The sequence below is a fragment of the Photobacterium sp. GSS17 genome (genome assembly GCF_028621875.1).
In the GTDB taxonomy this organism is placed as follows: Bacteria; Pseudomonadota; Gammaproteobacteria; order Enterobacterales; family Vibrionaceae; genus Photobacterium; species Photobacterium ganghwense.
In genome coordinates, this window is record NZ_CP117517.1 from 967,247 (window position 1) to 992,688 (window position 25,442).

General features: G+C 38.8%; 20 protein-coding genes. All 20 read left to right on the top strand.

What is annotated here, in order from left to right; genetic code table 11:
- The first annotated feature begins 42 nt into the window (after positions 1-42).
- Positions 43-471 (top strand): arsenate reductase/protein-tyrosine-phosphatase family protein, encoded by a 429-nt coding sequence (locus PGW97_RS04420; protein ID WP_273858895.1) that lies wholly within the window; start codon positions 43-45, stop codon positions 469-471.
- Positions 472-501: 30 nt separating this feature from the next.
- Positions 502-2,664: a polysaccharide biosynthesis tyrosine autokinase gene (locus tag PGW97_RS04425; RefSeq protein WP_273858896.1), complete on the top strand. Its 2,163-nt coding sequence runs from the start codon at positions 502-504 to the stop codon at positions 2,662-2,664.
- A 129-nt stretch (positions 2,665-2,793) separates the two neighbouring features.
- A complete protein-coding gene (gene wecB, locus PGW97_RS04430; RefSeq protein WP_273858897.1) occupies positions 2,794-3,918 on the top strand; it encodes a non-hydrolyzing UDP-N-acetylglucosamine 2-epimerase in 1,125 nt (374 codons plus the stop codon).
- A gap of 24 nt (positions 3,919-3,942) precedes the next feature.
- Positions 3,943-5,208 (top strand): UDP-N-acetyl-D-mannosamine dehydrogenase, encoded by a 1,266-nt coding sequence (gene wecC, locus PGW97_RS04435; protein ID WP_273858898.1) that lies wholly within the window; start codon positions 3,943-3,945, stop codon positions 5,206-5,208.
- A complete protein-coding gene (locus PGW97_RS04440) occupies positions 5,208-6,551 on the top strand; it encodes an oligosaccharide flippase family protein (protein WP_273858900.1) in 1,344 nt (447 codons plus the stop codon). Before wecC (PGW97_RS04435) ends, PGW97_RS04440 begins: the two co-directional genes overlap by 1 nt.
- Entirely contained in the window at positions 6,548-7,636 is a 1,089-nt protein-coding gene (locus tag PGW97_RS04445; protein WP_273858902.1) for a polysaccharide pyruvyl transferase family protein, read from the top strand. The genes PGW97_RS04440 and PGW97_RS04445 overlap by 4 nt, the downstream gene beginning before the upstream one ends.
- Positions 7,629-8,774, top strand: coding sequence for a hypothetical protein (locus PGW97_RS04450; RefSeq protein WP_273858904.1), 1,146 nt, complete (start codon positions 7,629-7,631; stop codon positions 8,772-8,774). Before PGW97_RS04445 ends, PGW97_RS04450 begins: the two co-directional genes overlap by 8 nt.
- Positions 8,755-9,882, top strand: a complete 1,128-nt coding sequence (locus tag PGW97_RS04455; protein WP_273858905.1) for a glycosyltransferase family protein — start codon at positions 8,755-8,757, stop codon at positions 9,880-9,882. The genes PGW97_RS04450 and PGW97_RS04455 overlap by 20 nt, the downstream gene beginning before the upstream one ends.
- Positions 9,837-10,997, top strand: coding sequence for a hypothetical protein (locus tag PGW97_RS04460; RefSeq protein WP_273858907.1), 1,161 nt, complete (start codon positions 9,837-9,839; stop codon positions 10,995-10,997). The genes PGW97_RS04455 and PGW97_RS04460 overlap by 46 nt, the downstream gene beginning before the upstream one ends.
- Positions 10,987-12,798 (top strand): heparinase II/III family protein, encoded by a 1,812-nt coding sequence (locus tag PGW97_RS04465; protein ID WP_273858909.1) that lies wholly within the window; start codon positions 10,987-10,989, stop codon positions 12,796-12,798. The genes PGW97_RS04460 and PGW97_RS04465 overlap by 11 nt, the downstream gene beginning before the upstream one ends.
- Positions 12,799-12,800: 2 nt before the next feature.
- Positions 12,801-14,018, top strand: a complete 1,218-nt coding sequence (locus PGW97_RS04470; RefSeq protein WP_273858911.1) for a glycosyltransferase family 4 protein — start codon at positions 12,801-12,803, stop codon at positions 14,016-14,018.
- Positions 14,015-14,626 carry a sugar transferase gene (locus tag PGW97_RS04475; RefSeq protein ID WP_273858913.1) on the top strand — a complete coding sequence of 204 codons (612 nt, stop codon included), beginning with the start codon at positions 14,015-14,017 and terminating at the stop codon, positions 14,624-14,626. The genes PGW97_RS04470 and PGW97_RS04475 overlap by 4 nt, the downstream gene beginning before the upstream one ends.
- On the top strand, positions 14,623-15,243 hold the full coding sequence (locus PGW97_RS04480) for an acetyltransferase (protein WP_273858916.1): 621 nt from the start codon (positions 14,623-14,625) through the stop codon (positions 15,241-15,243). The genes PGW97_RS04475 and PGW97_RS04480 overlap by 4 nt, the downstream gene beginning before the upstream one ends.
- Before the next feature lie 22 nt (positions 15,244-15,265).
- Positions 15,266-16,441 (top strand): DegT/DnrJ/EryC1/StrS family aminotransferase, encoded by a 1,176-nt coding sequence (locus PGW97_RS04485; protein WP_273858918.1) that lies wholly within the window; start codon positions 15,266-15,268, stop codon positions 16,439-16,441.
- 51 nt (positions 16,442-16,492) lie between these two features.
- Complete coding sequence (locus tag PGW97_RS04490; protein ID WP_273858920.1) at positions 16,493-18,445, top strand: nucleoside-diphosphate sugar epimerase/dehydratase; 1,953 nt, start codon at positions 16,493-16,495, stop codon at positions 18,443-18,445.
- Positions 18,446-18,557: 112 nt separating this feature from the next.
- On the top strand, positions 18,558-19,922 hold the full coding sequence (glmU, locus tag PGW97_RS04495) for a bifunctional UDP-N-acetylglucosamine diphosphorylase/glucosamine-1-phosphate N-acetyltransferase GlmU (RefSeq protein WP_273858921.1): 1,365 nt from the start codon (positions 18,558-18,560) through the stop codon (positions 19,920-19,922).
- Between the two features lie 72 nt (positions 19,923-19,994).
- On the top strand, positions 19,995-21,344 hold the full coding sequence (gene glmM / locus PGW97_RS04500; protein WP_273858923.1) for a phosphoglucosamine mutase: 1,350 nt from the start codon (positions 19,995-19,997) through the stop codon (positions 21,342-21,344).
- A gap of 390 nt (positions 21,345-21,734) precedes the next feature.
- A complete protein-coding gene (gene wecB, locus PGW97_RS04505) occupies positions 21,735-22,856 on the top strand; it encodes a non-hydrolyzing UDP-N-acetylglucosamine 2-epimerase (RefSeq protein WP_273858924.1) in 1,122 nt (373 codons plus the stop codon).
- 15 nt (positions 22,857-22,871) lie between these two features.
- The gene (wecC, locus tag PGW97_RS04510) at positions 22,872-24,143 is read left to right on the top strand and encodes a UDP-N-acetyl-D-mannosamine dehydrogenase (RefSeq protein WP_273858925.1); all 1,272 of its coding nucleotides are present in this window, start codon (positions 22,872-22,874) and stop codon (positions 24,141-24,143) included.
- Between the two features lie 61 nt (positions 24,144-24,204).
- Positions 24,205-25,401: a hypothetical protein gene (locus PGW97_RS04515; RefSeq protein WP_273858927.1), complete on the top strand. Its 1,197-nt coding sequence runs from the start codon at positions 24,205-24,207 to the stop codon at positions 25,399-25,401.
- The last annotated feature ends 41 nt before the right edge of the window (positions 25,402-25,442 follow it).

Here is a 25,442-nt window from a genome sequence, read left to right on the forward strand (position 1 = left end):
GTAAACTCTTCTGCTTATGCAAACAAGTAATAGAAAATTCATATGTTCGAAAAAATTCTCGTCGTTTGCGTCGGTAATATTTGCCGATCCCCTTCAGGTGAATACCTGCTTAAAAGTTTACTCCCCCATAAACAAATCGCTTCAGCAGGAGTAGGGGCTCTTGTTGGTAAGCCAGCAGATGCTAAAGCGGTGGAAGTAGCATTAGAACATGGTGTGAATATGGAAGGCCACAGTGCTCGACAATTGACTGCAGAAATGTGCTGTGAATATGATTTGATATTGGTTATGGAAAAAGGCCATGTCGAAGCGGTGACTCGTATAGCTCCTGAGGCCAGAGGTAAGACGATGTTATTTGGGCAATGGATTGGCCAGAAAAATATCCCTGACCCATATCGTCAAAGCCGGGAAGCGTTTGAACATGCGTATGCGTTAATTGATGAAGCCGCTAACGCATGGGCGAAAAAAGTTTAATTCACCTAATTTTCAATACTGGACTCGAAAATGAGCGTTACTCAAAATACACAAGTTAAACATGCCCCTGATGAATTTGATTTGGGGAAGTTGTTTGGCATTTTACTCGATAATCGATGGAACATTATCGCGATTACTTTTGTGTTTGCGGTGTTGGGTGTCGCCTATGCCCTTTTAGCCACACCTGTTTATAAAGCTGACTCTCTTATTCAAGTTGAAAAGAAAAGTTCGGGGATGCCTGCTTTAGGTGATATGGGAGAGTTGTTTGCCCAGGAGTCATCTGCGACAACAGAAATTGAGATCCTTAAATCTCGCATGATACTGGGGAAAACTGTTGATAAGCTAAATTTGACGACTGTAGTCGCACCGGATTATTTTCCTATAATAGGTAAAGGTGTTGCTAGACTTCAAGGAGAAAGCTTTGATATTGAAGTTAAAAGATTCGAAGTGCCTAATAATATGGTATCCGATAATTTTATTTTGACAGTAGTTAACTCAGATACAGGAGAGTTTAATTTAAGTAACACTACTGATGAAATTGTTTTAAAGGGGAGAGTTGGTGAATATGCTGATGAAAATGGTATCAAATTATTTGTAAATACCTTGATAGCAAAAAATGGAACAAAATTTAATGTAAAAAAACGTTCTAAATTAGATGCAATACAATGGTTGCAAAGCGGATTATTAGTATCTGAGCGTGGAAAGCAAACAGGGATTTTACAATTATCATTCTCTGGAGAGAATAAGAAATATATTGAAGAAATACTGAATGATATTAGTAATAATTACTTGATGCAAAATGTCGAAAGAAACTCTGCGGAAGCAGAAAATAGTTTGGATTTTTTGCGTCGCCATCTTCCTGATATAAAATCACAACTCACTATCTCTGAAGATTTGCTCAACAAATTTCGTCAGGAAAACGAATCCATTGATTTAGGGCTTGAAGCAAAATCAACTCTTGATGTGATGGTAACGATCGAAGCTCAACTGAATGAGTTGACGTTCAAAGAAAGTGAAATATCACAACGTTTCACTAAAGAGCACCCCGCATACGTAGCTTTGCTTGATAAAAGGAAAACATTATTACGTGAACGTGAACGATTGAATAAACAAATACAGAAGTTGCCTAAAACACAACGCGAAATACTTCGCTTAACGCGAGATGTCGAAGTTAATCAACAGATTTATGTTCAGTTGCTAAACAAAGTTCAAGAGCTGAATATTGTAAAAGCCAGCACTGTAGGTAATGTTCGAATTCTAGATGAAGCGCAAAGCTATACACAGCCTGTAAAGCCTAAAAAAACACTGTTAGTTGTTTTAGCTACATTCTTAGGGGCTATTTTTGGTATATCTTTAGCTTTAATACGTTCTATTTTTAATCGAGGGGTTGAAAATCCTGATGAAATAGAAGCGATCGGTTTGCCTGTTTATGCAAGTATCCCAATGTCTGACTGGCAAATTGAACTGGAGAAAAAACAAAAGAGCAAACAAAAACTTTCTGTTGAAGATACGTTATTGGCAGTTTCAAATCCGGCGGACTTGTCTATTGAAGCGCTGCGAAGTCTACGTACCAGTCTTCATTTTGCCATGATGGAAGCAAAAAATAATATTCTAATGATTTCAGGCCCAAGTCCGGGTATTGGTAAATCTTTTGTTTCGGCAAATATGGCTGCAGTTGTTGCAAAAGCAGGGCAGAAAGTATTAGTCATCGATGCGGATATGCGAAAAGGTCGAATGGAACGCCAAATGGCCGTTTCACCGAAACCTGGTTTATCGGATTACTTAAGTGGTCAAGCTTCTATTGATAGTTTGGTTAAGTTACCAGGTGTTGATGGCTTAGCCTTTATTGGGCGTGGCGAGGTACCACCAAACCCATCTGAGCTACTCATGCATCCGCGTTTTACGCAGTTAATGGATTGGGCATCCGATAATTATGATTTGGTTATTGTCGACACACCACCAATTCTTGCTGTGACTGATGCGGCTATTGTGGGTGCTCATGCCGGTACCTCTCTTTTAGTTGGCCGTTTTGGGCAGAATGCTGTGAAAGAAATTGAAGTGACCAAACAACGTTTTGAACAAAATGGTATTGAAATAAAAGGCTTTATTTTGAATGCTGTGGTTCGCAAAGCAAGCGGTTACTATGGTGGTAACTATGGTTATTACAATTACAGCTATACATCGACAAAGTAAATTAAAGGCACTGGGAACGGTGCCTTTTTAATTCATGAACAATGCTTGGCTAGAAAATAATATTGAATTTAAATCAGGTTTTTAATATAGCTAAGACAAATATCAACTCAACCGAACTGGTAAAAAAAAATGGAAAAGAAACGCGTTTTAACCGTTTTTGGTACCCGACCAGAAGCCATCAAAATGGCTCCTCTGGTGCATGCTCTGGCCGCTGACGAACGCTTTGACGCGAAAGTATGTGTCACAGCACAGCATCGTGAAATGTTAGATCAGGTTCTTGAACTGTTTGAAATTACACCAGACTATGACTTAAACCTGATGAAAGCGGGTCAAACCTTAAACGAAGTGACCGCACGAATTCTGCTTGAACTAAAACCGGTGTTACAGGAATTTAAGCCCGAAGTCGTTCTTGTGCATGGCGATACGGCAACAACTTTCGCGGCCAGCTTAGCTTCTTATTACGAGCAAATTGCTGTAGGTCACGTAGAAGCAGGCTTGCGTACAGGGAACATTTACTCGCCATGGCCGGAAGAAGCTAACCGTAAGCTAACCGGGGCGTTGACCAAGTACCACTTTGCGCCAACAGAGACATCTAAAGATAACCTGCTCAAAGAGAATTATTCCCCTGAGCACATCAGTGTGACGGGAAATACGGTGATTGACGCACTGTTAATGGTAAAAGACAAAATTGAGTCAGACGCTGATTTAAAAGCGACATTGGCAGCACAGTTCCCGTATCTGGATGAAAAGAAAAAACTGATCTTGGTTACAGGGCATCGCCGCGAATCTTTTGGTGGTGGCTTCGAGCGCATTTGTAAAGCTCTGGCTGAAACGGCTCAGCAGCATCCTGATGTACAAATTCTTTATCCGATGCATTTGAATCCGAACGTTCGTGAACCGGTAAACCGCATTCTGTCTGGCATTGACAATATTATGCTTATTGAACCACAACAGTACTTGCCATTTATCTACCTGATGGACAGAGCCAATATTATTCTTACGGACTCTGGCGGTATTCAGGAAGAAGCCCCTTCATTGGGGAAACCTGTATTGGTTATGCGTGATACAACAGAGCGCCCTGAAGCCGTTTCTGCCGGAACAGTTAAACTGGTAGGTACAGATGTTGAAAAAATTGTGTCCAATTTGAACCAGTTGCTAACGGATGAGTCAGCCTATCAGGCCATGAGCTATGCCCATAACCCGTACGGTGATGGCAAAGCCTGTGAGCGTATCTTGAACGAGTTAGCAAAGTAATAAAATATTAGCAAGGAAATAATTATGTCTTTTGAAACAGTTTCAGTCGTTGGCTTGGGCTACATCGGCTTACCAACAGCAGCCATGTTTGCATCACGTAAGAAAAAAGTGGTTGGTGTTGATGTTAGCCAGCATGCTGTTGACACAATTAATCAGGGTAAAATTCACATTGTTGAGCCAGAGCTGGACATGATTGTCAGCGCGGCAGTGAAAGAGGGTTACCTGAAGGCAGTAACAACCCCTGAGCCTGCTGATGCTTTTCTGATTGCGGTACCAACCCCATTTCTTCCGTGTGAGGAAGGTGAAGTACCAGCGCCAGATCTGTCTTACATCGAGGCAGCAAGTAAAGCGATTGCACCGGTTCTGAAAAAAGGTGATCTGGTCATTCTTGAATCAACGTCTCCTGTTGGGGCAACAGAGCAAATGGCAGAATGGCTGGCCACAGCGCGTCCAGATTTAAGCTTTCCGCAAACTGCGGGAGAGCAGGCGGATGTCAATATTGCACACTGTCCTGAGCGAGTATTGCCAGGTCATGTTGTACGTGAACTGGTTGAGAATGACCGAGTAATCGGTGGTATGACGCCACGTTGTTCAGATCGTTCTGTTGAGCTGTATAAAACTTTTGTTCAGGGTGAGTGTGTAATTACCAATGCACGAACAGCCGAAATGGCAAAATTAACGGAAAACAGCTCTCGCGATGTTCAGATTGCTTTCGCGAACGAACTGTCAGTGATCTGTGATAAACTGGACATTAACGTATGGGAACTTATTGCATTAGCAAACCGTCATCCTCGCGTAAATATCCTTCAACCTGGCCCAGGCGTTGGTGGTCACTGTATTGCTGTTGACCCGTGGTTTATTGTTTCAAAAACACCGGATGAAGCTCAAATCATCCATACAGCACGTAAAGTAAACGATGCTAAGCCTGAATGGGTCGTTAATAAAGTGAAGCTGGCGATTGCTGATTTTCTTCAGGCAAACCCCGAAAAAACAGCCAAAGAAGTCACAATTGCTTGTTACGGCTTAGCATTTAAGCCTGATATTGACGACTTACGTGAAAGTCCTGCAATGGCTATCACCCAAAAAATTGCAGAAATGCACTGTGGCCGTGTTGTTGCTGTTGAGCCCAATATTGAGGCATTGCCAGCAAAACTATCAGGAATTGAACTGGTGAGTTTTGATATGGCAGTTTGTGAAGCTGATATTCAAGTGTTGCTTGTTGATCACAAAGAATTTAAATCCTCGAGTGTTAAAAATGGTTACTTAATTGATACAAAAGGAATTTGGTAATGAAAAAAGAGCTGCTGAAAAGCAGCTTTTTAAATTTACTTTCTGCAATATTTTCGAAAGGATCTGCCATTGTCATAAGCATTATTTTTGCTAGAGTTTTAGGTGCGGAAATTTTTGGTACGTTTTCAATAATTCAAACTACAACTGCAACATTATTAATTTTTATAACGGTAGGCGCAGGTGTAGTTATTACTAAACATGTTTCAATCTATAATGAAAATAATGAACAAGAAAGTGCCTTAGCATTTACACTACTAAATATACTTATTTCATCTTTCTTTTCGATTATTTTTATTTTTATTACATTTTTATATTCAAAGCAGATTTCAGAGTATCTATTAAATGATCAAAATCAGAGTGTTTTAATAAAAATAGCTGTTTTTATTCCATTGTTGTCATGTATCCAAGTTGTAATAAATGGATATATGAATGGTAAGAAAGATTTTAGGTATAATAAAAATGTTTCATTAGTATCTGGTGTTATATCAATTCCTATTTCATTATATCTTGTATTAAATCATGCCTTACTTGGTGGAGTTGTATCGCTTTTAATTAATCAAATTATAATAGTTATTCTGTATATTAATTATTTTTATAAACAGTTTAACGGAGATGTTAGCTCAGTATTTGAAAATATTATATTTAATTATAATCGATATAAAAAAATAATTGTTAATGATAGCTTTCCAGCACTATTAGTTGGTTTAACTGTAACACCAACAATGCTTGTAATTTATCAAATATCGATGAAATATAACACTTCAGGCTTAGAGATCGTGGGTCAGTTTGGAGCGATTACACAATGGAGAAATTTGTTAATTTTTATACCAAGTGTTCTTGGTGTTGTTTTTTTGAGCTATTTTTCAAGATATAAAGATAACGAAAAATATAGGTTGTATAATTTACTTACACCATATTTTTGTGTGTATTCCATTGTTATTTTCTTATTGGCTTTCCCTGGTTTTTTAAAGTATATATATGGACATGACTTTGTAAATGAAGATTTTATAAGAGCTTTTTATGTTGTTATTATCTCTTGTTTGTTAGTTTCGGTTAAATCAGCAATTGGTAGAGAGATAGTATTTAAAGAAAACTATTGGGTTTCGGCTGTTAGCAACTTAATTTGGTCTATTTCATTTGTAGGTATTTACTTAATCTATGGAGTTGAAAAAGGAAGTTTTGGAATTGCAATTTCATTCCTTTTGTCACATTTAATTTCATTCATATACTTTTTATATAGAGTTGATTACTCAAGAGAATTACTTAAAAAATTTCTTTCCCAGCAAAGTGTAATGTTCTCTCTACTGATATTAACGGTTTTAAGTGTAAGGCTTTATTTATGAAAAAAACCATCTGGATTAAAGGGGCATATGGGCCTCACAACTTAGGTGATGATCTACTATATTCTCTTATTTATAAAAACATAAAAAATAGACTGGATGATAGTTATAATATTGTCGTTGGTGTTGATGACAAAAAGAAAGCTCGTAACATTAATGGTGATATCGAATACAAAAGTTCAAGCCAGCGTATTAAAAGTGACTTTTTGATTTTGGGTGGTGGCGGTCAGTTTTATTCTTTCAATGACTCTGAATACAAGTTTTCAAATAAACTTAAGTACTATTTAACTTCATTATTTGGAGGGAAAATTCACCATTTAATTTATAGGAAGTTGAATGGGGATAATGTAATTAAAAAGGCAGCTTTCTGTGTTGGTGTTGGACCATTCCACAATCCTAGTTATGAAATTAATGCAGTTAAAAAGATAGCTGGATTTGATTATTTTTCTGTTCGCGATATGAACAGCTATAACCTTTTAGAAAGTAATAATATAGAGGTGAGTAAATTTACTGATCCTGTTTTTGTCCTTGAACCAATTAAAGCCAAATCATCAGGAGATAAAATTGGAATTATTCTAAGGGATTGGAATAAAGATGAGTATGGAAAAAATGTAATAGAAAAGTTGAAAGATCTAGCTAGAGAACTTAAGAATAAAAACTATAATGTTGAGATATTATTGTTGTCTAATAACGATACGGAGATTATTGATAGTAGATTGAAAGGCATACCTGTTTGGACATGGAATGCTGACGAAGATCCAGAAATTACAGTTAAAAAATGGAATGAAAAGTATAATACTATTATTTCATCAAGAGCGCATGGAGTTTTACTTGGCGCATTAGCTGGTTGTAATGTCATTGTAGCCCCATTGGAAAGAAAGCTAAAAAACTTTCACTTGTTTTTCCCGAAATCGACGCACTACATCAAAGCTGAGGATTTCAAAGAAAAAAATGTTTTTAATATTGAATATTATATTAATTCTAGTTTTGACTTTGATAAGCGTTCCGAAGAGATAATCTATAATCGCAGTATTGCAGTTAAAGCATTCGATTCTCTCTGTGACTGGATAAAAAACAATCATGATTAGTTTTGTTTTTTTTCAAATTCTAATTGTTATATTTATAGTATTTAATGCAAGAAAAAAAATAGATGGGGTATTTATCGTCTCATCTGTTTTTATCTTTAGTGGACTTGTATTCTTATTTCAAATATATGAGTTTAAGACTTTTGATACACTTTTATATAAGACGGATGAACAGACATATATTGATTTAGCGTCAAGAGAAATAACCGATATTGGTCGTTCTTTATGGATAATAATAAATAAGTATTTTTACTATTGGGAGCCAACAGCAAGTGTCTATTTGCTAAAACTTATAAATATACCAGTTTTGATGTTATTGACTTACTATATATACATGTTGCTTGGTAGTAATATTAAAACAGTATGTATTGTTTTGTTTGTACCATATTTGTTTATCATGTCAGTTTCAAATCTAAGAGACTTGTCAATACTATTGTCTATAACAATGTTTTTCTTTTATTTTAAAGAAAAAAGATATTTATTGTCATTAATTTCTTGGATGCTGATTCTTTTTTTGCGACCTTTGATTGCTGTTGTTGCAATTTTTTCGCTTATTTTTGTGCTATTTGTTATCACAAAGCAATCGATAAGAGTTAAGTCTGCCTTAGCATCATTAGCAATTGTTTTTCTTGGTATTGCATATTTTCTACTCGGTGAATATGTTTCATCATACTTTAATTACTATAGTTATTTATATGAAAATTCAGGGGATATCGATGCCAGAGGCGTGGTAGCCAATGGGTTAAATATTACATCGATTATTTATGCTTTTCTAACATATGTATTTACTCCTATGCCACATTCGTTACTTGAGCGAGTAATGAGCGGTGGCAGTGAAATATGGGGAATGACCGATGATATTTTTAGATTAATAAATCAAACATTCTATTATTTTATGCTTGTTATTTTGGTAGGATTTGCTTTTTCTAGGCCGGTTAAATTCTTTAATGGACTTAAATCTATGTCAATTGCACTAAAATCCTATATTCTGACGTTAGTATTATATGCACCGATATATACAATACATCTGTCCGGTATTACGCATCAGAGATTAAAGGTTCCTTTTCAGATTGCTGTCGCAATATTGTTCATGATCGCAGTGCTTAAATGGTTGGAAAACAATGAAGAAAATAAAATATAATAATGTTAATTTATTGTTTGTAGGTAAGGATTTGAATAGTGCTCCTAAAATAGAGAGACTTTTCTCCTTTTTCTCTAATAAAGCTAGTATTCATGCTTATTGTATTCTTAGAGAAAAAAGCAATAAATTAAACAGTTATGGATATAAGGAAAGATTTCGATTTTTATCGTATTTCAAAATATTGTTTTTGATGTTGAAAGTATTCTTTATTTTAGTTTTTAAAAATGATGGTAAAAGTGAACTTATATATGCAGTAAATTTACCTGCTGCGATCATTGGCCGTTTCATTATCATTTTTAATAAGAAATATACATTGTCATACGAGGCATTCGAGATAAATGTTGGGATGACTAAAAGTATTTACTCTGGAAGATTTAGACCTTTTTGGCGTTTTATTGAGAAGTGGGTAATCGATGGGTGTGGCTACTTCATAGCAACAGACCAATATAGATTGAAATTTTTGAGAAGATATTACAATATAGATAAGAATAAAACATACTGTGATTATATTTATAATACTAGAGATTTAGTTAAAATCATTGAAGAAAAAAAAGATGATAATTACATCAGTGCCTGTTATTGCGGTGGCGTTATGGCTGGGCGTAGTATTGATGATACAATAATAGCTTTAAACAAAACATTACCATCTTTACATTTTAACATATATGGCTCCGTCGATAATTTATACTTGACAGAAATTAATGAAAAATTCAAATCAAACGGTATTAATAAAATTAATTTTCATGGCAGATTTGATAACTCCTCTGTAGTATCAATTTTGTCAAATGAGGATATAACCTTTTCATTTTATTCAAGTGTTTCTTCGAATAATAGATTAGCAAGCCCAAATAAACTATTTGATGCTATGGCTTCTGGTATACTTTTATTAACATCATCATTTCCGTTAGTAAGATTTTTGAATAGGAAAGGTGAACTTTCATGTATTATTGTTGACAATATAGATGATATAAATGCTCTATCTAGTGATTTTATTTATTCAAAAATCAGAGAAAATAGAGAGCGTAGAATAGAAATTATTAAATCTTTCAACAGAAATTATTCATGGGAAGCAATGGAAAGAAAACTAGAGGGTATTTTCATTTTATGAATATTTTTTATGTTCTAGCTCGCAAAGACTTTTTTGAACTGGGTGTAAATGGACGGGTTAGCCATGCTAGAGGTATTATACAAGGGTTAGTAAATAATAATGTAAACGTAACCGTATTCTCTAGTAAGTCAGCAAGTAATTATTGTAATGAGCTTGCAATCTATGAAAAAATATCTGGAGCCTCAATCTTATGGTATTTTAATCTGATTTTTTCTTTATTGAAGAAAAGGAAAGTTTCTGATTTTATTATTGTAAGATATTCAACTTCATTAGGATGGTTTTTTTGTGTTTTTTTAAATATATTTGTTGGTAAGAAATGGGGATTTGAATTAAATGGACTCGGCTACCATCAATTAAAAGGAAAACATTCTTTTATTGAAAAAATACTTTTTCATTTCGAACGATATGTTATATCTAAAGCTCCTTTTGTTAACTGTGTTTCTAACTCCTTGTCTGAAGAAGTTAAGGAAGTTAATAGCAGTGTTACAACTCTTCCAAATGCTGGCTATGAATTAAATGGTTTGGCAGAGTCTGTTATTTTCGAACCATCGAGTGATACATTAAACATTGTATATATGGGAATGTACCATTCTTATTATGATCTAGTAACATTCTCAAAAATAATTAGTGGATTGGATGGGGTAAATCTACATCTTTATGGCTCCGGCTCACAAGAGTTAGAGTTAAATGCTATCGCTAAATCTTCATCAAATGTATTCATTCATGGTCGTTATGACTTTGATAAGCTTGTCGGTTCAGGTGACTTAAATGGAAAAACTTTACTAGTTTTACCATATAAATCTGGAACAGTTGCTGATTATGGTTCACCAACTAAACTTTTTGAATATTTATCACTTGCACTTCCAATTCTTTCTACATGCGTAGGACAGCCTAAAGATATATTAGAGCCACTAAAATCAAATGTTACTAATAGTGTTTTCTTTTATGAAAACTCCGCATTAATTAATGTTATTGAAGAGCTAAAAAGGAAAGATCTTTTTTTAAATAGACATGAAATTCTAAATTATTACTCTTCAAATCACACGTGGTCAAGTAGATGTGAACAGTATTTAATTAAAATATCCGATTTTATAGATTCGACATATGAAAATTAAGATGATTTTTGACCTAGGTGTCATGAATGTTTTTAAAGTTTCAATCTACAGGTGTAGGGTTAAATTAAAATTATTTCCTCATCATGTTTTAAACGATTACTGTTCTTCAGTATTTTATGCTTTTGATGAAAACGATAATATTATCAATGGCTGCGATTTCAAAAATGTATCATTGTTTGATGTGTTATTTTTTGGATGGGTTAAACAGAACCTCTTAGAGTATTCATGGCATAGAAATATACTCTCAGAGTGCGGTGACGATTTTACCAATGAGCCTTGGTTCAAAATATCTGATTTTCACAACGGCGACATAAAAGGAGTGTGGGAGCCTTCCAGGCTAGATTCTGTTTTATTAATGGCTTTAAAAATCTTAAATGGTTGTGATGAATCTAAGTCTGCTCTTAATTTTGTTATAAAAGATTGGTGTATAAATAATCCGCCATATATGGGGAAAAATTGGAAGTGTGGCCAGGAAGCATCTATCCGAGTCATGCATCTTGCTATGGCCGCAAAATTATTGAAGCAAGTTAATGAACCTGAGCCTGCGTTGCTTTCATTGGTCAAAGTACACTTAGCTAGAATTGCACCAACAATTTCCTATGCTGTAGCACAAGATAATAACCATGGTACATCGGAAGCTGCCGCACTATTTATTGGCGGGAGCTGGTTGAATGCAAATGGTGATTCCTCTGGTAAAAAATGGATGATGTTAGGCAGAAAGTGGCTGGAAAATAGGGCAAAGAGGCTAATTGAAACTGATGGGAGTTTTAGTCAATATTCGACCAATTATCACCGTGTCATGCTTGATACATACTCAATGGCTGAATTATGGCGTCGTGAGTTATCTTTACCCGCATTCTCTGAAAAGTTGCTTGTAAAGCTTCAGGCTGCAACGAACTGGCTATATCAAATGACTCAAGCTGAGACGGGAGATGTGCCAAATTTAGGTGCTAATGATGGGGCTCGGTTGTTACAACTTACCGAAACTGACTATCGCGATTTTCGTCCCTCTGTCCAATTAGCTTCTGTTTTATTTTTTAATGCTTCAGCATGGAAAGATGAAGGAAGTTACGATATTCCTCTTGAATGGCTAGGGATTGATAAGCCGTTACGAGCACTTAATGAACCGTCAAGCTTTCACTTTTCAGATGGTGGTTATTTTGGCTTACGCTCTCTGAGCAAAAATGCTTTCGCTATGATGACTTATCCCAAGTTCCGCTTTAGACCTAGTCAATGTGACGCTCTGCATGTCGATTTTTGGCTCAATGGGATTAATCTTCTTCGCGATGGTGGTACATTTAGTTATAACGCTGGTGATGAGTACATTCGTTATTATGGCGGGGTAGAAAGCCATAATACAATCCAGTTTGATCAGCGTGACCAAATGCCTCGTCTGAGCCGCTTTCTGTTAGGAAACTGGTTAAAGGCTGATTCTGTGGCATGCAACTTAAATAGTCAGAACAGTCAGAATTGTCAGGCTAGCTATACAGATTGTTATGGTGTCACTCACCAGAGAGAACTACAGCTAAGTGATAGAGCTTTAACCATTATTGATGATGTTTCAGGCTTTAAAGAAGCGGCTGTATTAAGATGGCGTTTAAAACCTGGAAACTGGATCGTAGATGGCCTTACCATTTCTGATGGTGAGCATGTTATTCAAATTCAAACTGATTTATTGGTAAAAAGAATTGACATCATTCAGGGGCGTGAATCTCGGTATTATTATCATGAATCACCTATCCCTGTAGTAGAAATTGAAGTGGCCTCTCATGGTCGTATTATTACTGAATACAGATACTAATAATGAATATTCTATATTTTCACCAGCATTTCTCTACGCCAAAAGGCTCAACAGGGATCCGATCTTACGAAATGGCTAAGCGCCTTATTCATCATGGTCACTCAGTGACAATGGTTTGCGGCAGCTATGGCGGGGGTGAGACCGGCTTGGAAAACGATTTTGTAAACGGTCGACGTGAAGGGATTGTCGACGGAATCCGAATTATTGAGTTTAACCTTTCGTACTCGAATTCAGATGGTTTTGCGAAGCGTAGTATGACATTTGTTAAGTTCGCTCTGAAAAGCATTGGTTTGGCGTTCACAGAAAAGTATGATGTTGTTTTTGCTACAACGACGCCTCTGACGGCGGGTATCCCCGGTATATTTGCTCGTTGGTTACGCGGAAAGCCCTTTGTTTTTGAAGTACGTGACCTTTGGCCGGAACTGCCAAGAGAAATGGGTGTGATTAAAAACCCGGTAGTACTGGGTTTGATGTCTGTACTGGAATGGGCTTCCTATCGCTCTGCTCATCGTTGTATTGGTCTTTCTCCGGGTATCGTTGAAGGCATAAAAAAGCGTGGTGTGCCTGAAGAGCGCATTGCGATGGTGCCTAACGGTTGTGACCTGTCAATTTTTGCGGCTGAACAAGAGCCTTGGCGCCCAAGCGGAGTCTCTGAAAATGATTTGATGGCGGTTTTCACGGGTACCCATGGAATTGCAAATGGTCTTGATGCGGCATTAGACACAGCAAAAGAGCTTCAGCAACGTCGTCGTGATGATATAAAGCTGGTTCTTGTTGGTCAGGGGAAGTTGAAGTCTCAGCTTCAGCAACGCGCAAAAGATGAAAATATTACCAATGTGATTTTTCATGACCCGGTAAATAAAACCAAACTAGCAGGGCTGATGCACAGTGCCGATATCGGCATGCAGTTATTGGCTAATGTTCCGGCTTTCTATTTTGGCACCTCACCAAATAAATTCTTTGATTATATTTCTGCAGGTCTTCCGGTAATCAATAACTATCCGGGGTGGTTAGCTGGAATGATTCAGGATCGTGATTGTGGGTTTACTGTAGAACCAGAAAATCCTTCTGCTTTTGCTGATGCACTCGAAACGGCTGCGGACAATCGTGATTCTCTGGTGGTGAAAGGACAAAATGCACGTCAACTCGCAGAAGAGTCCTTTGACCGGGCGAAGCTGGCAGACAAATGGGTTGACTGGGTAGCAGGTGTGAAATCATGAAGAGAGTGTTCGATTTTTGTGCATCACTGATTGCATTGATTTTACTCTCTCCGGTGATTGCGCTTGTTGCTTGGAAAATTCGCCAGAATTTAGGTTCTCCGGTTCTGTTCAGGCAGGTTCGTCCGGGGTTGGACGGTAAACCGTTTGAAATGGTTAAATTCCGTTCCATGAAAGACGCCATTGATGCTCAGGGAAACCCGCTACCCGATGCAGAACGTATGACACCTTTTGGTGACAAACTTCGCTCAAGTAGTTTGGACGAGTTGCCTGAATTATGGAACGTACTAAAAGGCGAGATGAGTTTGGTTGGTCCTCGTCCATTACTGATGGAATACTTACCGCTCTACAATAATGAGCAGCGTCGGCGTCATGCTGTTCGTCCTGGTGTTACCGGATGGGCCCAGATAAATGGCCGTAACGCACTCAGCTGGGAAGATAAATTTAAGCTCGATACCTGGTATGTTGATAATCGCTCTTTTTGGTTGGATATTAAAATTCTCTTTCTGACCGTAAAAAAAGTTTTTATCAAAGAAGGCATTAGTGCAGACGGCCATGTGACTATTGAAAAGTTTCGCGGCTCACAGGCTGATTCAAAGGAACAAGCATGAAGCGTATAGCCATTTTGGGGGCTAGCGGTCATGGGAAAGTAGTCGCTGAAATCGCTGAATTACAGGGATGGAGTGATATTCACTTCTTTGATGATAGCTGGCCGGGTAAAACAGAAATTGGTCCCTGGCCTGTTGTTGGTGACACCGAGTCTTTATTGGCGTCTGCTGATGGTTATGAGGGAGTGTTTGTCGCCATTGGTAATAATGCTATACGACTAGCTAAGCAAACAATGCTGGAAACATTCGGCATGTCTTTAGCGACGCTTATTCACCCAACGGCTGTAATTAGTCGGTATTCAACGATTGAAGCAGGTACCGTATTAATGGCTAATGCTGTTGTTAATCCGTTCTCTTATATTGGTAAAGCTTGCATTATTAATACTGCCGCAACTATCGATCACGATTGCCATTTAGATGCAGGGGTTCATATTAGCCCTGGTGCAAATTTGGCAGGTGGAGTCACAGTAGGTTCATGCTCCTGGATAGGAGCCGGATCTGCTGTCCGTCAATTAGTTCAGATTGGTGCCGATGTTATTGTCGGAGCCGGAGCTGCAGTTGTTTCAAATATAGATTCAATCTCAACGTTTGTTGGTGTTCCAGCAAAATCATTAAAATAATCTCTTACATCAGGAGTACATCGTGCTCAATACACCTTTCTCTCCATGGCCTTCTTTTACCGAAGAAGAGGCCAATGCGGTACGTGACGTACTATTATCAAATAAAGTGAATTACTGGACTGGCCAGGAGTGTCGTGAATTTGAAAAAGAATTTGCTGCGTGGGCAGGTTGCGAATACGCGATAGCACTTGGCAATGGTACATTAGCTCTGGATGTTGCTTTAAAAGCAATCAACATTAATCCTGGTGATGAAGTTATTACCACACCGCGTACGTTCCTTGCTTCGGTATCGTCAATTGTCACAGCTGGGGCTACACCGGTTTTTGCCGATGTCGATTTAAACAGCCAGAGCATTAACGCTGAGTCAATCGAAGCTGTACTTACGCCAAAAACTAAGGCAGTTATAGTTGTTCACCTTGCCGGTATGCCAGCAGAGATGGACGCGATTATGGCGCTGTCTGAAAAGTATGGTTTTTATGTTATCGAAGACTGTGCACAAGCTCATGGCGCGAAATATAAAGATCGTTCGGTGGGAACCATTGGCCATATTGGTGCCTGGTCTTTCTGTCAGGATAAAATCATGACAACGGGTGGTGAGGGCGGCATGGTGACGACCAATGATAAGTCACTGTGGTCTGCAATGTGGAGCTACAAAGACCATGGTAAAAGCTTTGAAGCCATTTATGAGCGTCAGCACCCACCTGGCTTCCGCTGGTTACATGAAAGCTTTGGTACGAACTGGCGCATGACAGAAATGCAGGCGGTTTTGGGACGTATTCAACTTAAGCGCATGCCTGAATGGACTAAAACACGTCAGTTGTACGGTAAGTTGATTGATGATGCAGTTGCTGGTCTGAACGTTGTACGTACAGTGAAAGTTCCTGAGTACATTGAACACGCAGAGTACAAACATTACTTGTTTGTGGAACCGCAGTATCTGAAAGACGGTTGGTCACGTGATCGCATCGTTGAAGAGATCGTTGAGCGTGGTGTGCCTTGTTACCAGGGTAGCTGTTCAGAAGTTTACCTGGAAAAAGCGTTTGATAATACGCCATGGCGTCCGGAAGAACGATTGAAAAATGCAGTAGAGCTGGGTGAAAACAGCCTGATGTTTTTGGTACATCCGACGTTGACACAGGACGAAATGGATAAAACCTGTGAAACAATTAAAGAAGTATTAAAAGCCGCGACGGCATAAATGGAAAGGCTGGTTAATCCAGCCTTATATTATGAGTTGGTGGGTTAAGATATGTTAGAAAAATATCTGTTATCTATATCTCGCGCTAAGAAAAGGGTAATCAGTATTGCTATTGATGCAGTATTTATTGCAATTGCTTTCTGGGGCGCTTTTGGTGTTCGTTATGGACACTTTGATTCAATTACGGACGTTGAGCTTTGGCAGACTTATGCAATTTTAGCTCTTGTTACCATTGCAACTTTCGTTAAGCTTGGCTTATACCGCGCGATACTTCGCTACCTGAGCTTTCATGCGCTGATGGTGGTTAGTACAGGGGCGATTATTTCGGCGATTGCACTTTCAGTATCTGGTTTTTATCTGGATGATGCATCAATTCCTCGAACGGTGCCTGTGATCTACGGTGCATTTCTGGCTATCCTGTCTGGTGGTGCCCGACTAATAATGCGCACACTGGTATTCAGTAAAAAAGCCAGTCAAAAGAAACGTGTATTGATTTACGGAGCGGGTTCAACAGGGCGCCAATTATGTATCGCGCTTCGCCAAAGTCTGGATTATATGCCGGTTGCGTTTGTGGATCAGGATTCAAGCCTGGTTGGGACCTATATTCTGGGTCTGAAGGTGATGCCGACGAGCCGAATAGATCATCTTATTCACGATTTGAAGTGTGAAAAAGTCTTGCTGGCATTACCTCGAGCCAGCCGCTCAGAGCGTAAAGCGATTCTTGAAAAGTTGGCTAACCTGACAGTTGAAGTACTGACAGTGCCGAGTATGGAAGATATCGTCAATGGTGAAGCGAAAATTGACGAATTACGTGATGTACCGATTGAGGATTTGCTTGGGCGTGATCCTGTCGCTCCTCGTCAGGAACTGATGGGGGCCGATATTACGGGTAAAGTGGTAATGGTCACCGGTGCGGGCGGCTCTATTGGTTCAGAGCTTTGTCGTCAGATTGTTATGCAGCGTCCCACTAAGCTGGTTCTGTTTGAATTATCTGAATACGGGTTATATGCCATTGATAAAGAGCTGTCTGCGGTTGTTGCTGCTCATGCTCTTGAAGTGGAAATTGTGCCGTTGCTGGGCTCTGTTCAAAGAATGAACCGACTGCAAACAGTTATGGAATCTTTTAAAGTCCAGACGGTTTACCATGCGGCGGCTTATAAACACGTTCCTTTGGTGGAATATAACGTGGTTGAAGGGGTACGAAATAACGTCTTCGGTACCATGTATACGGCACAAGCTGCGATTAAAGCCAATGTAGAAACGTTCGTTCTTATTTCCACAGATAAAGCGGTTCGTCCGACTAATGTCATGGGGACAACGAAGCGAATGGCTGAACTCGTGCTTCAGGCTTTAGCAAAACAAAACACCAAGACCCGATTTTGCATGGTTCGGTTTGGTAATGTGCTGGGTTCGTCAGGCTCTGTTATCCCACTGTTCAAAAAGCAGATTCAACTGGGAGGCCCGGTCACAGTAACGCATAAAGATATAACTCGTTTCTTTATGACGATTCCGGAAGCAGCTCAGCTAGTTATTCAGGCGGGAGCAATGGGGAAAGGTGGTGATGTGTTCGTTCTGGATATGGGCGAATCAGTTCGTATCGCTGACCTGGCTGTCAATCTGATTAAACTTTCCGGCCTGGATGTGAAATCACAAGTGAATCCTCATGGTGATATTGCGATTGAGTACACTGGATTACGTCCGGGCGAAAAGCTTTATGAAGAGCTGCTAATCGGTGACAACGTTAGCAAAACATCCCATGAACGAATTATGACTGCTCAGGAAATCAGCCTGACCTGGGATGAATTAGAGGCGATCCTGAAACCTCTTGATAACGCTTGCCATAACTTTGATCATCTTCGTATTCGTGAGTTGTTATTGGAAGCCCCAACAGGGTTTAATCCAACAGACGGTATCAGTGATCTTGTCTGGCATGCTAAACATGAACATGACACGGACTCAGTTGATAATGTTGTTGAGATGCGTGCAAAAGCTGAAACAGCCTGAAAATAGCAACGAAATAAATTCGAAAGAAAACTGACGTAATATTTACCCACCATTTTGCCCATCAGATTACGATGGGCTTTTTATTTCTTAATTAATCAACAGGTAGGTTGAGATGAATTTTAGTACGGTTATCCTTGCTGCTGGTAAAGGCACGCGAATGTACTCAAATTTGCCAAAAGTGCTGCATACAATGGCTGGAAAGCCAATGGTTAAGCATGTTATTGATACATGTCAGTCATTGAATGCCAATAAGATTCATCTGGTTTATGGCCATGGTGGCGAGCAGATGCAACAGGCATTAGTAAATGAGTCTGTAAATTGGGTCTTGCAGGCGGAGCAGTTGGGTACAGGCCATGCCGTTGATCAGGCCGCTGGGCATTTTTCAGATGATGAAAAAGTGCTGGTGACCTATGGAGATGTGCCACTTATTAGCCAACAAACGATTCAGAACTTATTGGAAGCACAGCCTTGTGGGGGGATTGCACTTTTAACTGTCATTCTGGATGACCCATCAGGTTACGGTCGAATTATTCGAAAAAATGGGCCTGTAATCGCCATTGTTGAGCAGAAAGATGCCAGTGATGAGCAGAAACTAATTAAAGAAGTGAATACCGGTGTGCTTGTTGCTAATGGTGGTGACCTGAAACGTTGGTTATCTCAACTTAACAACAATAATGCCCAGGGTGAGTACTACCTGACAGATATTATTGAAATTGCTCACAATGAAGGAAGAGCCATCGAAGCCGTCCATCCTGAGAAAGCTATTGAAGTTGAAGGTGTGAATAACCGTATTCAACTTGCTCGCCTTGAACGCGCATACCAATCACTGAAAGCAGAAAAACTGCTTGAGAAAGGTGTGATGCTGCGAGACCCGGCACGGTTTGACCTTCGTGGGGAATTACAATGCGGTAAAGATGTAGAGCTTGATATCAATGTAATTGTTGAAGGTAAAGTGACCCTTGGCGACAATGTTTTTATTGGTGCTGGTTCGGTACTGAAAAACTGTGTAATCGCCGATAATACTGTTGTTCGTCCATACAGTGTGATTGAAAATGCGATTGTCGGTACAGACTGTTCAATTGGCCCATTTGCTCGTCTGCGTCCCGGTACTGAGCTAATGGATAATGCCCATATAGGCAACTTTGTTGAAGCGAAAAACGTGCGGTTAGGTTCAGGTTCAAAAGCGAACCACCTGACTTATCTAGGCGATGCCGAGATAGGTGAGAGAGTTAACATTGGCGCAGGGACGATTACTTGTAATTATGATGGTGCAAATAAATTCAAAACTCTAATTGGTGATGATGTTTTTGTGGGGTCTGATACTCAACTTATTGCTCCTGTTTCTATTGCAAAAGGTGCGACTATTGGTGCAGGCTCGACGGTTAGTAAAGATATCGGTGAGAATGAATTGGTTATTACCCGTGTACCGGCAAAAACGATTTCAGGTTGGAAACGCCCTGAAAAAATAAAGAAATAGAGAATTCTGAAAACATTTAGGGAACTGTGTTCCCTCAACATTCCATGCAATAACTTCAAAAAAGAATATACAATGAGCAGAAAATATTTTGGCACAGATGGTGTGCGCGGCAAGGTGGGTGAATACCCAATTACTCCTGATTTCGCACTAAAACTTGGTTGGGCTGCAGGACGTGTTTTATCCCGCTTGGGGACAAAAAAAGTCATTATCGGAAAAGACACTCGAATTTCAGGCTACATGCTTGAATCTGCGCTGGAAGCTGGACTTTCCGCTGCAGGCATTAACGCAATTTTGACTGGTCCGCTACCCACTCCAGCTGTTGCATACCTGACAAAAACATTCCGCGCCGAAGCGGGAATCGTGATCAGTGCCTCTCATAACCCATTTTACGACAATGGCATAAAGTTCTTCTCTGCAGACGGAGAGAAGTTACCTGATGAAGTAGAACTCGCGATTGAGGCTGAACTGGATAAAGATATCGAGTGCGTGGAATCTCACTTATTGGGTAAAGCTCAGCGTATGGATGATGCCGCGGGCCGTTATATCGAGTTTTGTAAAGGTACGTTCCCGTCAAACTTGTCTCTGGCTGGAATGAAACTTGTTGTTGATTGTGCAAATGGCGCTGCCTATCACATTGCACCAAATGTTTTCTCTGAGCTAGGGGCGGAGGTAACGATCATTGGTAATCAGCCTAATGGTGTGAATATCAATGAAAAATGTGGTGCTACTTCCATGGCGTTGATTCAACAAACTGTGCTTGAACATAAAGCAGATATGGGGATTGCACTGGATGGCGACAGTGACCGTATCATGATGGTTGATAGCCAGGGCAATGTTATTGATGGTGACCAAATCCTATTTGTACTGGCGAAGCAGGCATTAATCAAAGGTCAGCTAAAAGGCGGTGTGGTCGGCACGTTAATGTCTAACATGGGCCTTGAAGTCGCATTGGGTAAACTGGGTATACCATTTGTTCGAGCAAAAGTGGGCGACCGGTATGTTATGGAGCAGCTACTGGACAAAGACTGGTGGCTGGGAGGTGAAAATTCGGGCCATGTCATCTGCCGTAATTTGGTAACAACTGGTGATGCAATTGTTGCTGCTCTGCAGGTATTAGGTGTTGTAGCTGAAACTGGAAAGAGTATTGATGAATTGGTTGCTGAAATGCCGATGATGCCTCAGAAACTCGTCAATGTACGCTTTAACAGCGATGTTGCACCATTGGAAGAACAAGCGGTGATTGATGCGGTTAAGGAAGCAGAAGGGGCTCTGAAAGTGGGAACTGAAAACCCGATTGGCCGCATTCTGCTTCGTAAGTCAGGCACTGAACCACTGATTCGTGTAATGGCTGAAGCTGAAAATGACGAGCTCGCCGATAAATGGTCGAATCACATTGCTGAAGTAGTAAAAGCAGTTAGTTAAGCAAGTTAAAAGCGTGTCTCTCTGAGACACGCTTTTTTTTTAGTATCTTATATTCCATTCTTCTCTCCCTCCATTTACCGCATCGTCATAATCACGACACTGAAAATCCGATACTCTGAGACTGTTTGAGTGCAATCTATAAGTGATCATCTTGAATGCCACACTGACACTGACACTGACACTGACACTGACACTGACACGACACGACACGATACTGACGCTGATTGTTTGTGAACTGGACTATTATCTTGGGTGAGCTGACGAATACTTGCTGATAGCAGGGTGGAACAATATACTCCCGTCAGAGATATGTAATCTGGACGATCGCTTATCGTTTGCGATAAACGTAGCTGGTAATAAAACCATTAGAGATTAGTCGCTGAGTTGAATATGAAAAAACGAATTTTAACCGTGTTTGGTACGCGACCAGAGGCAATCAAAATGGCACCCCTGGTCAAAGCATTGGCACATGATGATCGTTTCGAATCAAAGGTATGTGTCACAGCTCAGCACAGAGAAATGTTGGATCAGGTTTTAGCTTTATTTGAAATTGAGCCTGACTATGATCTGAATATCATGAAATCAGGGCAGTCATTAAATGATGTGACTGCGGGCATTTTGTTAAATATGAAGCCGATCTTGCAAGCATTTAAGCCTGATGTCGTTTTAGTCCACGGTGATACTGCGACCACGTTTGCAGCCAGTTTAGCTGCATATTATGAGCAAATTTCTGTTGGTCACATTGAAGCAGGACTACGTACGGGGAATATTTTTTCTCCTTGGCCTGAAGAAGCAAACAGAAAACTGACCGGGGCATTAGCGAAGTATCATTTTGCGCCCACTTTGGCATCAAAGCAGAACTTAATTGATGAAGGTTATTCAGAGAATGATATTTGTGTAACTGGCAATACGGTTATCGATGCATTGTTTCAGGTAAAAGATAAAATCCATGCCGATAATACACTTAGTGCGGATTTAAGTAGATTGTTTCCATGGCTCGACAGATCAAAAAAACTTATTCTTGTAACTGGCCATCGCCGAGAAAGTTTTGGTGGTGGCTTTGAGCGTATTTGTCGTGCTCTTTCAGATATTTCGAAACAACATTCGGATGTTCAAATTGTATATCCTGTACATTTAAATCCAAACGTTCAAGAGCCTGTCAACCGCTTGTTAGCGAACAAAAATAACATTCATCTTATCGAACCATTACAGTATTTACCCTTTATTTATCTGATGGATAAAGCAGATGTTATTCTGACGGATTCTGGTGGGATTCAGGAGGAGGCTCCTTCATTAGGTAAGCCTGTATTAGTGATGCGTGATACGACTGAGCGCCCGGAAGCTGTTCAGGCAGGTACGGTGAAACTTGTTGGAACCGATATCAATACGATTGTATACGAAATGAATAAGTTACTGACAGATAATAAAGCCTACGAGGCAATGAGTTTTGCTCACAATCCATATGGAGATGGACTGGCTTGTAAAAGAATTCTCAATAAATTAATTAGCTAAATTTAGGTTTATAAAATGTCTTTTGAAACAATTTCTGTCATTGGGTTAGGTTACATTGGTTTGCCAACGGCTGCGATGTTTGCTTCCCGTAAGAAAACAGTAGTTGGTGTTGATGTTAATCAACATGCTGTTGATACTATTAATCAGGGCAAAATACATATTGTTGAACCAGATCTCGATATGATTGTTCATGCCGCTGTTACAGAAGGGTATTTGAAAGCGGTAACAAAACCTGAAGCAGCTGATGCTTTCTTGATAGCTGTTCCTACTCCGTTTAAGCCTTGTACTGGAGATGCAATACCTGAACCAGATCTTTCATATATTGAAGCTGCTACAAAAGCCATTGCGCCTGTACTTGAAAAAGGAAATTTGGTCATTCTGGAGTCAACATCACCTGTTGGGGCTACAGAGCAAATGGCAGAATGGCTTGCAATGTTACGCCCTGACTTGTCTTTCCCTCAGCAAGTTGGTGAGAAAGCCGATATTAATATTGCTCATTGTCCAGAGCGAGTATTACCAGGACATGTAGTCCGTGAGCTTGTAGATAACGATCGTGTTATTGGCGGAATGAGCGTGCGTTGCTCTGAGCGTTCTGTAGAGCTTTATAAAACATTTGTGCTTGGCGAGTGTGTAGTAACTAATGCTAGAACAGCAGAGATGGCAAAGCTTACTGAGAATAGTTCACGAGATGTGCAAATTGCATTTGCCAATGAACTATCAATTATTTGCGATAAGCTCAGTATTAATGTTTGGGAGCTTATTGCTTTAGCCAATCGTCACCCTCGAGTTAATATCTTACAGCCGGGACCCGGCGTAGGAGGTCATTGTATTGCTGTCGATCCTTGGTTTATTGTTTCTAAAACACCAGAAGAGGCTCGTATTATTCACACAGCACGAAAGGTGAATGATGGAAAACCTGAATGGGTTGTTAATAAAGTGAAAATTGCACTGGCTGATTTTTTAGTATCAAATCCGGATAAAAAATCTACGGAAGTAGTAATTGCTTGTTATGGTTTATCATTCAAACCTGATATTGATGATCTTCGTGAGAGTCCATCGCTTGATATTGCTAAAGAAATCATCGGCTCTCATTCTGGAAATGTTATAGTGGTAGAGCCTAATATCAAGACTCTGCCAGGAACAATAAATAAGAATAATGTTAAACTTGTTGATTTTGAAAGTGCTCTATCAAGTGCCGATATTCATTTGATGCTTGTTGATCATAAAGAATTCAAGCTGAAAAAACCTACTTCAGGAACGATAATTGATACCAAGGGTATTTGGTAAGATAACTATCTTAGAGGCTTCACGTTCAATAAGTGGAGCCTTGTTTATTTAGAGGTAAAATGTGAAAGAAAGAGTATTGGCTTTATGTTCTTCGGTAATGCCCGGATTTTATCGTTTAACAGTTATATTTTTAATTAGTCACTTTTTAACATTTAACGTAGAAAAAAATGTCAATTTGTTTGTTTTTATCACAGGTCTTTGTATGTTTACAAGCCTTGGCTTGTCGATATCACTAATTAAGTCAACAAGTGGTGAAAAAAATACATTACTAAAAAACAGTGTCTACTTTACACATTTAAGTACATTGATTCTAATTAGTGCTGCAGTAATTATCATTGTTTCTTTTTTTGATTTTTTCGAGCTTAAAGAAATAGGCTCAGTATTTTTATTGCTTATTAGCCTTGGATGTTTTCAGCTAGAAAGACATTTTTATCTATCAGATAAAAATATGAAGTGTCTTTTTTATCTTGACTTACTATTGATAATATTGACGGTATGTGCATTTGTTATTTTTGGTTCTGAAAATGGAATTAATATAATTTCATTTTCAAATGTTATAATTGTTTTAATTAGTTGGTTTTTTTCAAAACGATTTAAGAAAAAAAATGTTGACATCGTTAATAAAGAAGTGACTTTAACTGGAATTAAACTAGGATATTCAAATTTAATTAGTAGCGGTGTAATGTATATTCTTCCAATGTTAATGCTGAGTGTTGCTAGTGAAAAGTTAGTATCTATATTTTCAATGGTTGTCACAATCTCTGGTATTATCCTTGTTTTTCCAAGAGCTGCTTTAAATACTAAAATTCAAAAGCTAGCAGAAGATGCGCGGTCAGGGTTTGTTAGTAAAGGCTATTACCAACAGTCAAATAAAATTATAAGAAATATATGCATTGCGGCGTATCCGTTATCAATAATAGCATCTGTTATTTATCTGTTTTTTAATGGGATAAATATTTTTCAAGTTGAACCTAAAATGCTAATTGTAATAGCAGTAATGCTACTAATGTTATTGGTTGGTCAATTGTCACTTATCGATTCGATGTTAATCATATTTTTGAACAGAGAAATGATTGCTCTAAAATATAACACAATTACTTTTATGAGTGTCATTATTTGTTACCTTATATTTTCTAATTTGGATTTAGGTGGCCAGTTTTCAATTGAACTAATGTTGATTATTTTAAGTATTATATTGATATGTTACCTTGTAAGGTTTGGTATCTTTAGAAGAAACATTAACTTTTTTGTAAGTTGAAATTTAACGATTGGCCTAAGTTAAATTCTTTATTTATAGAA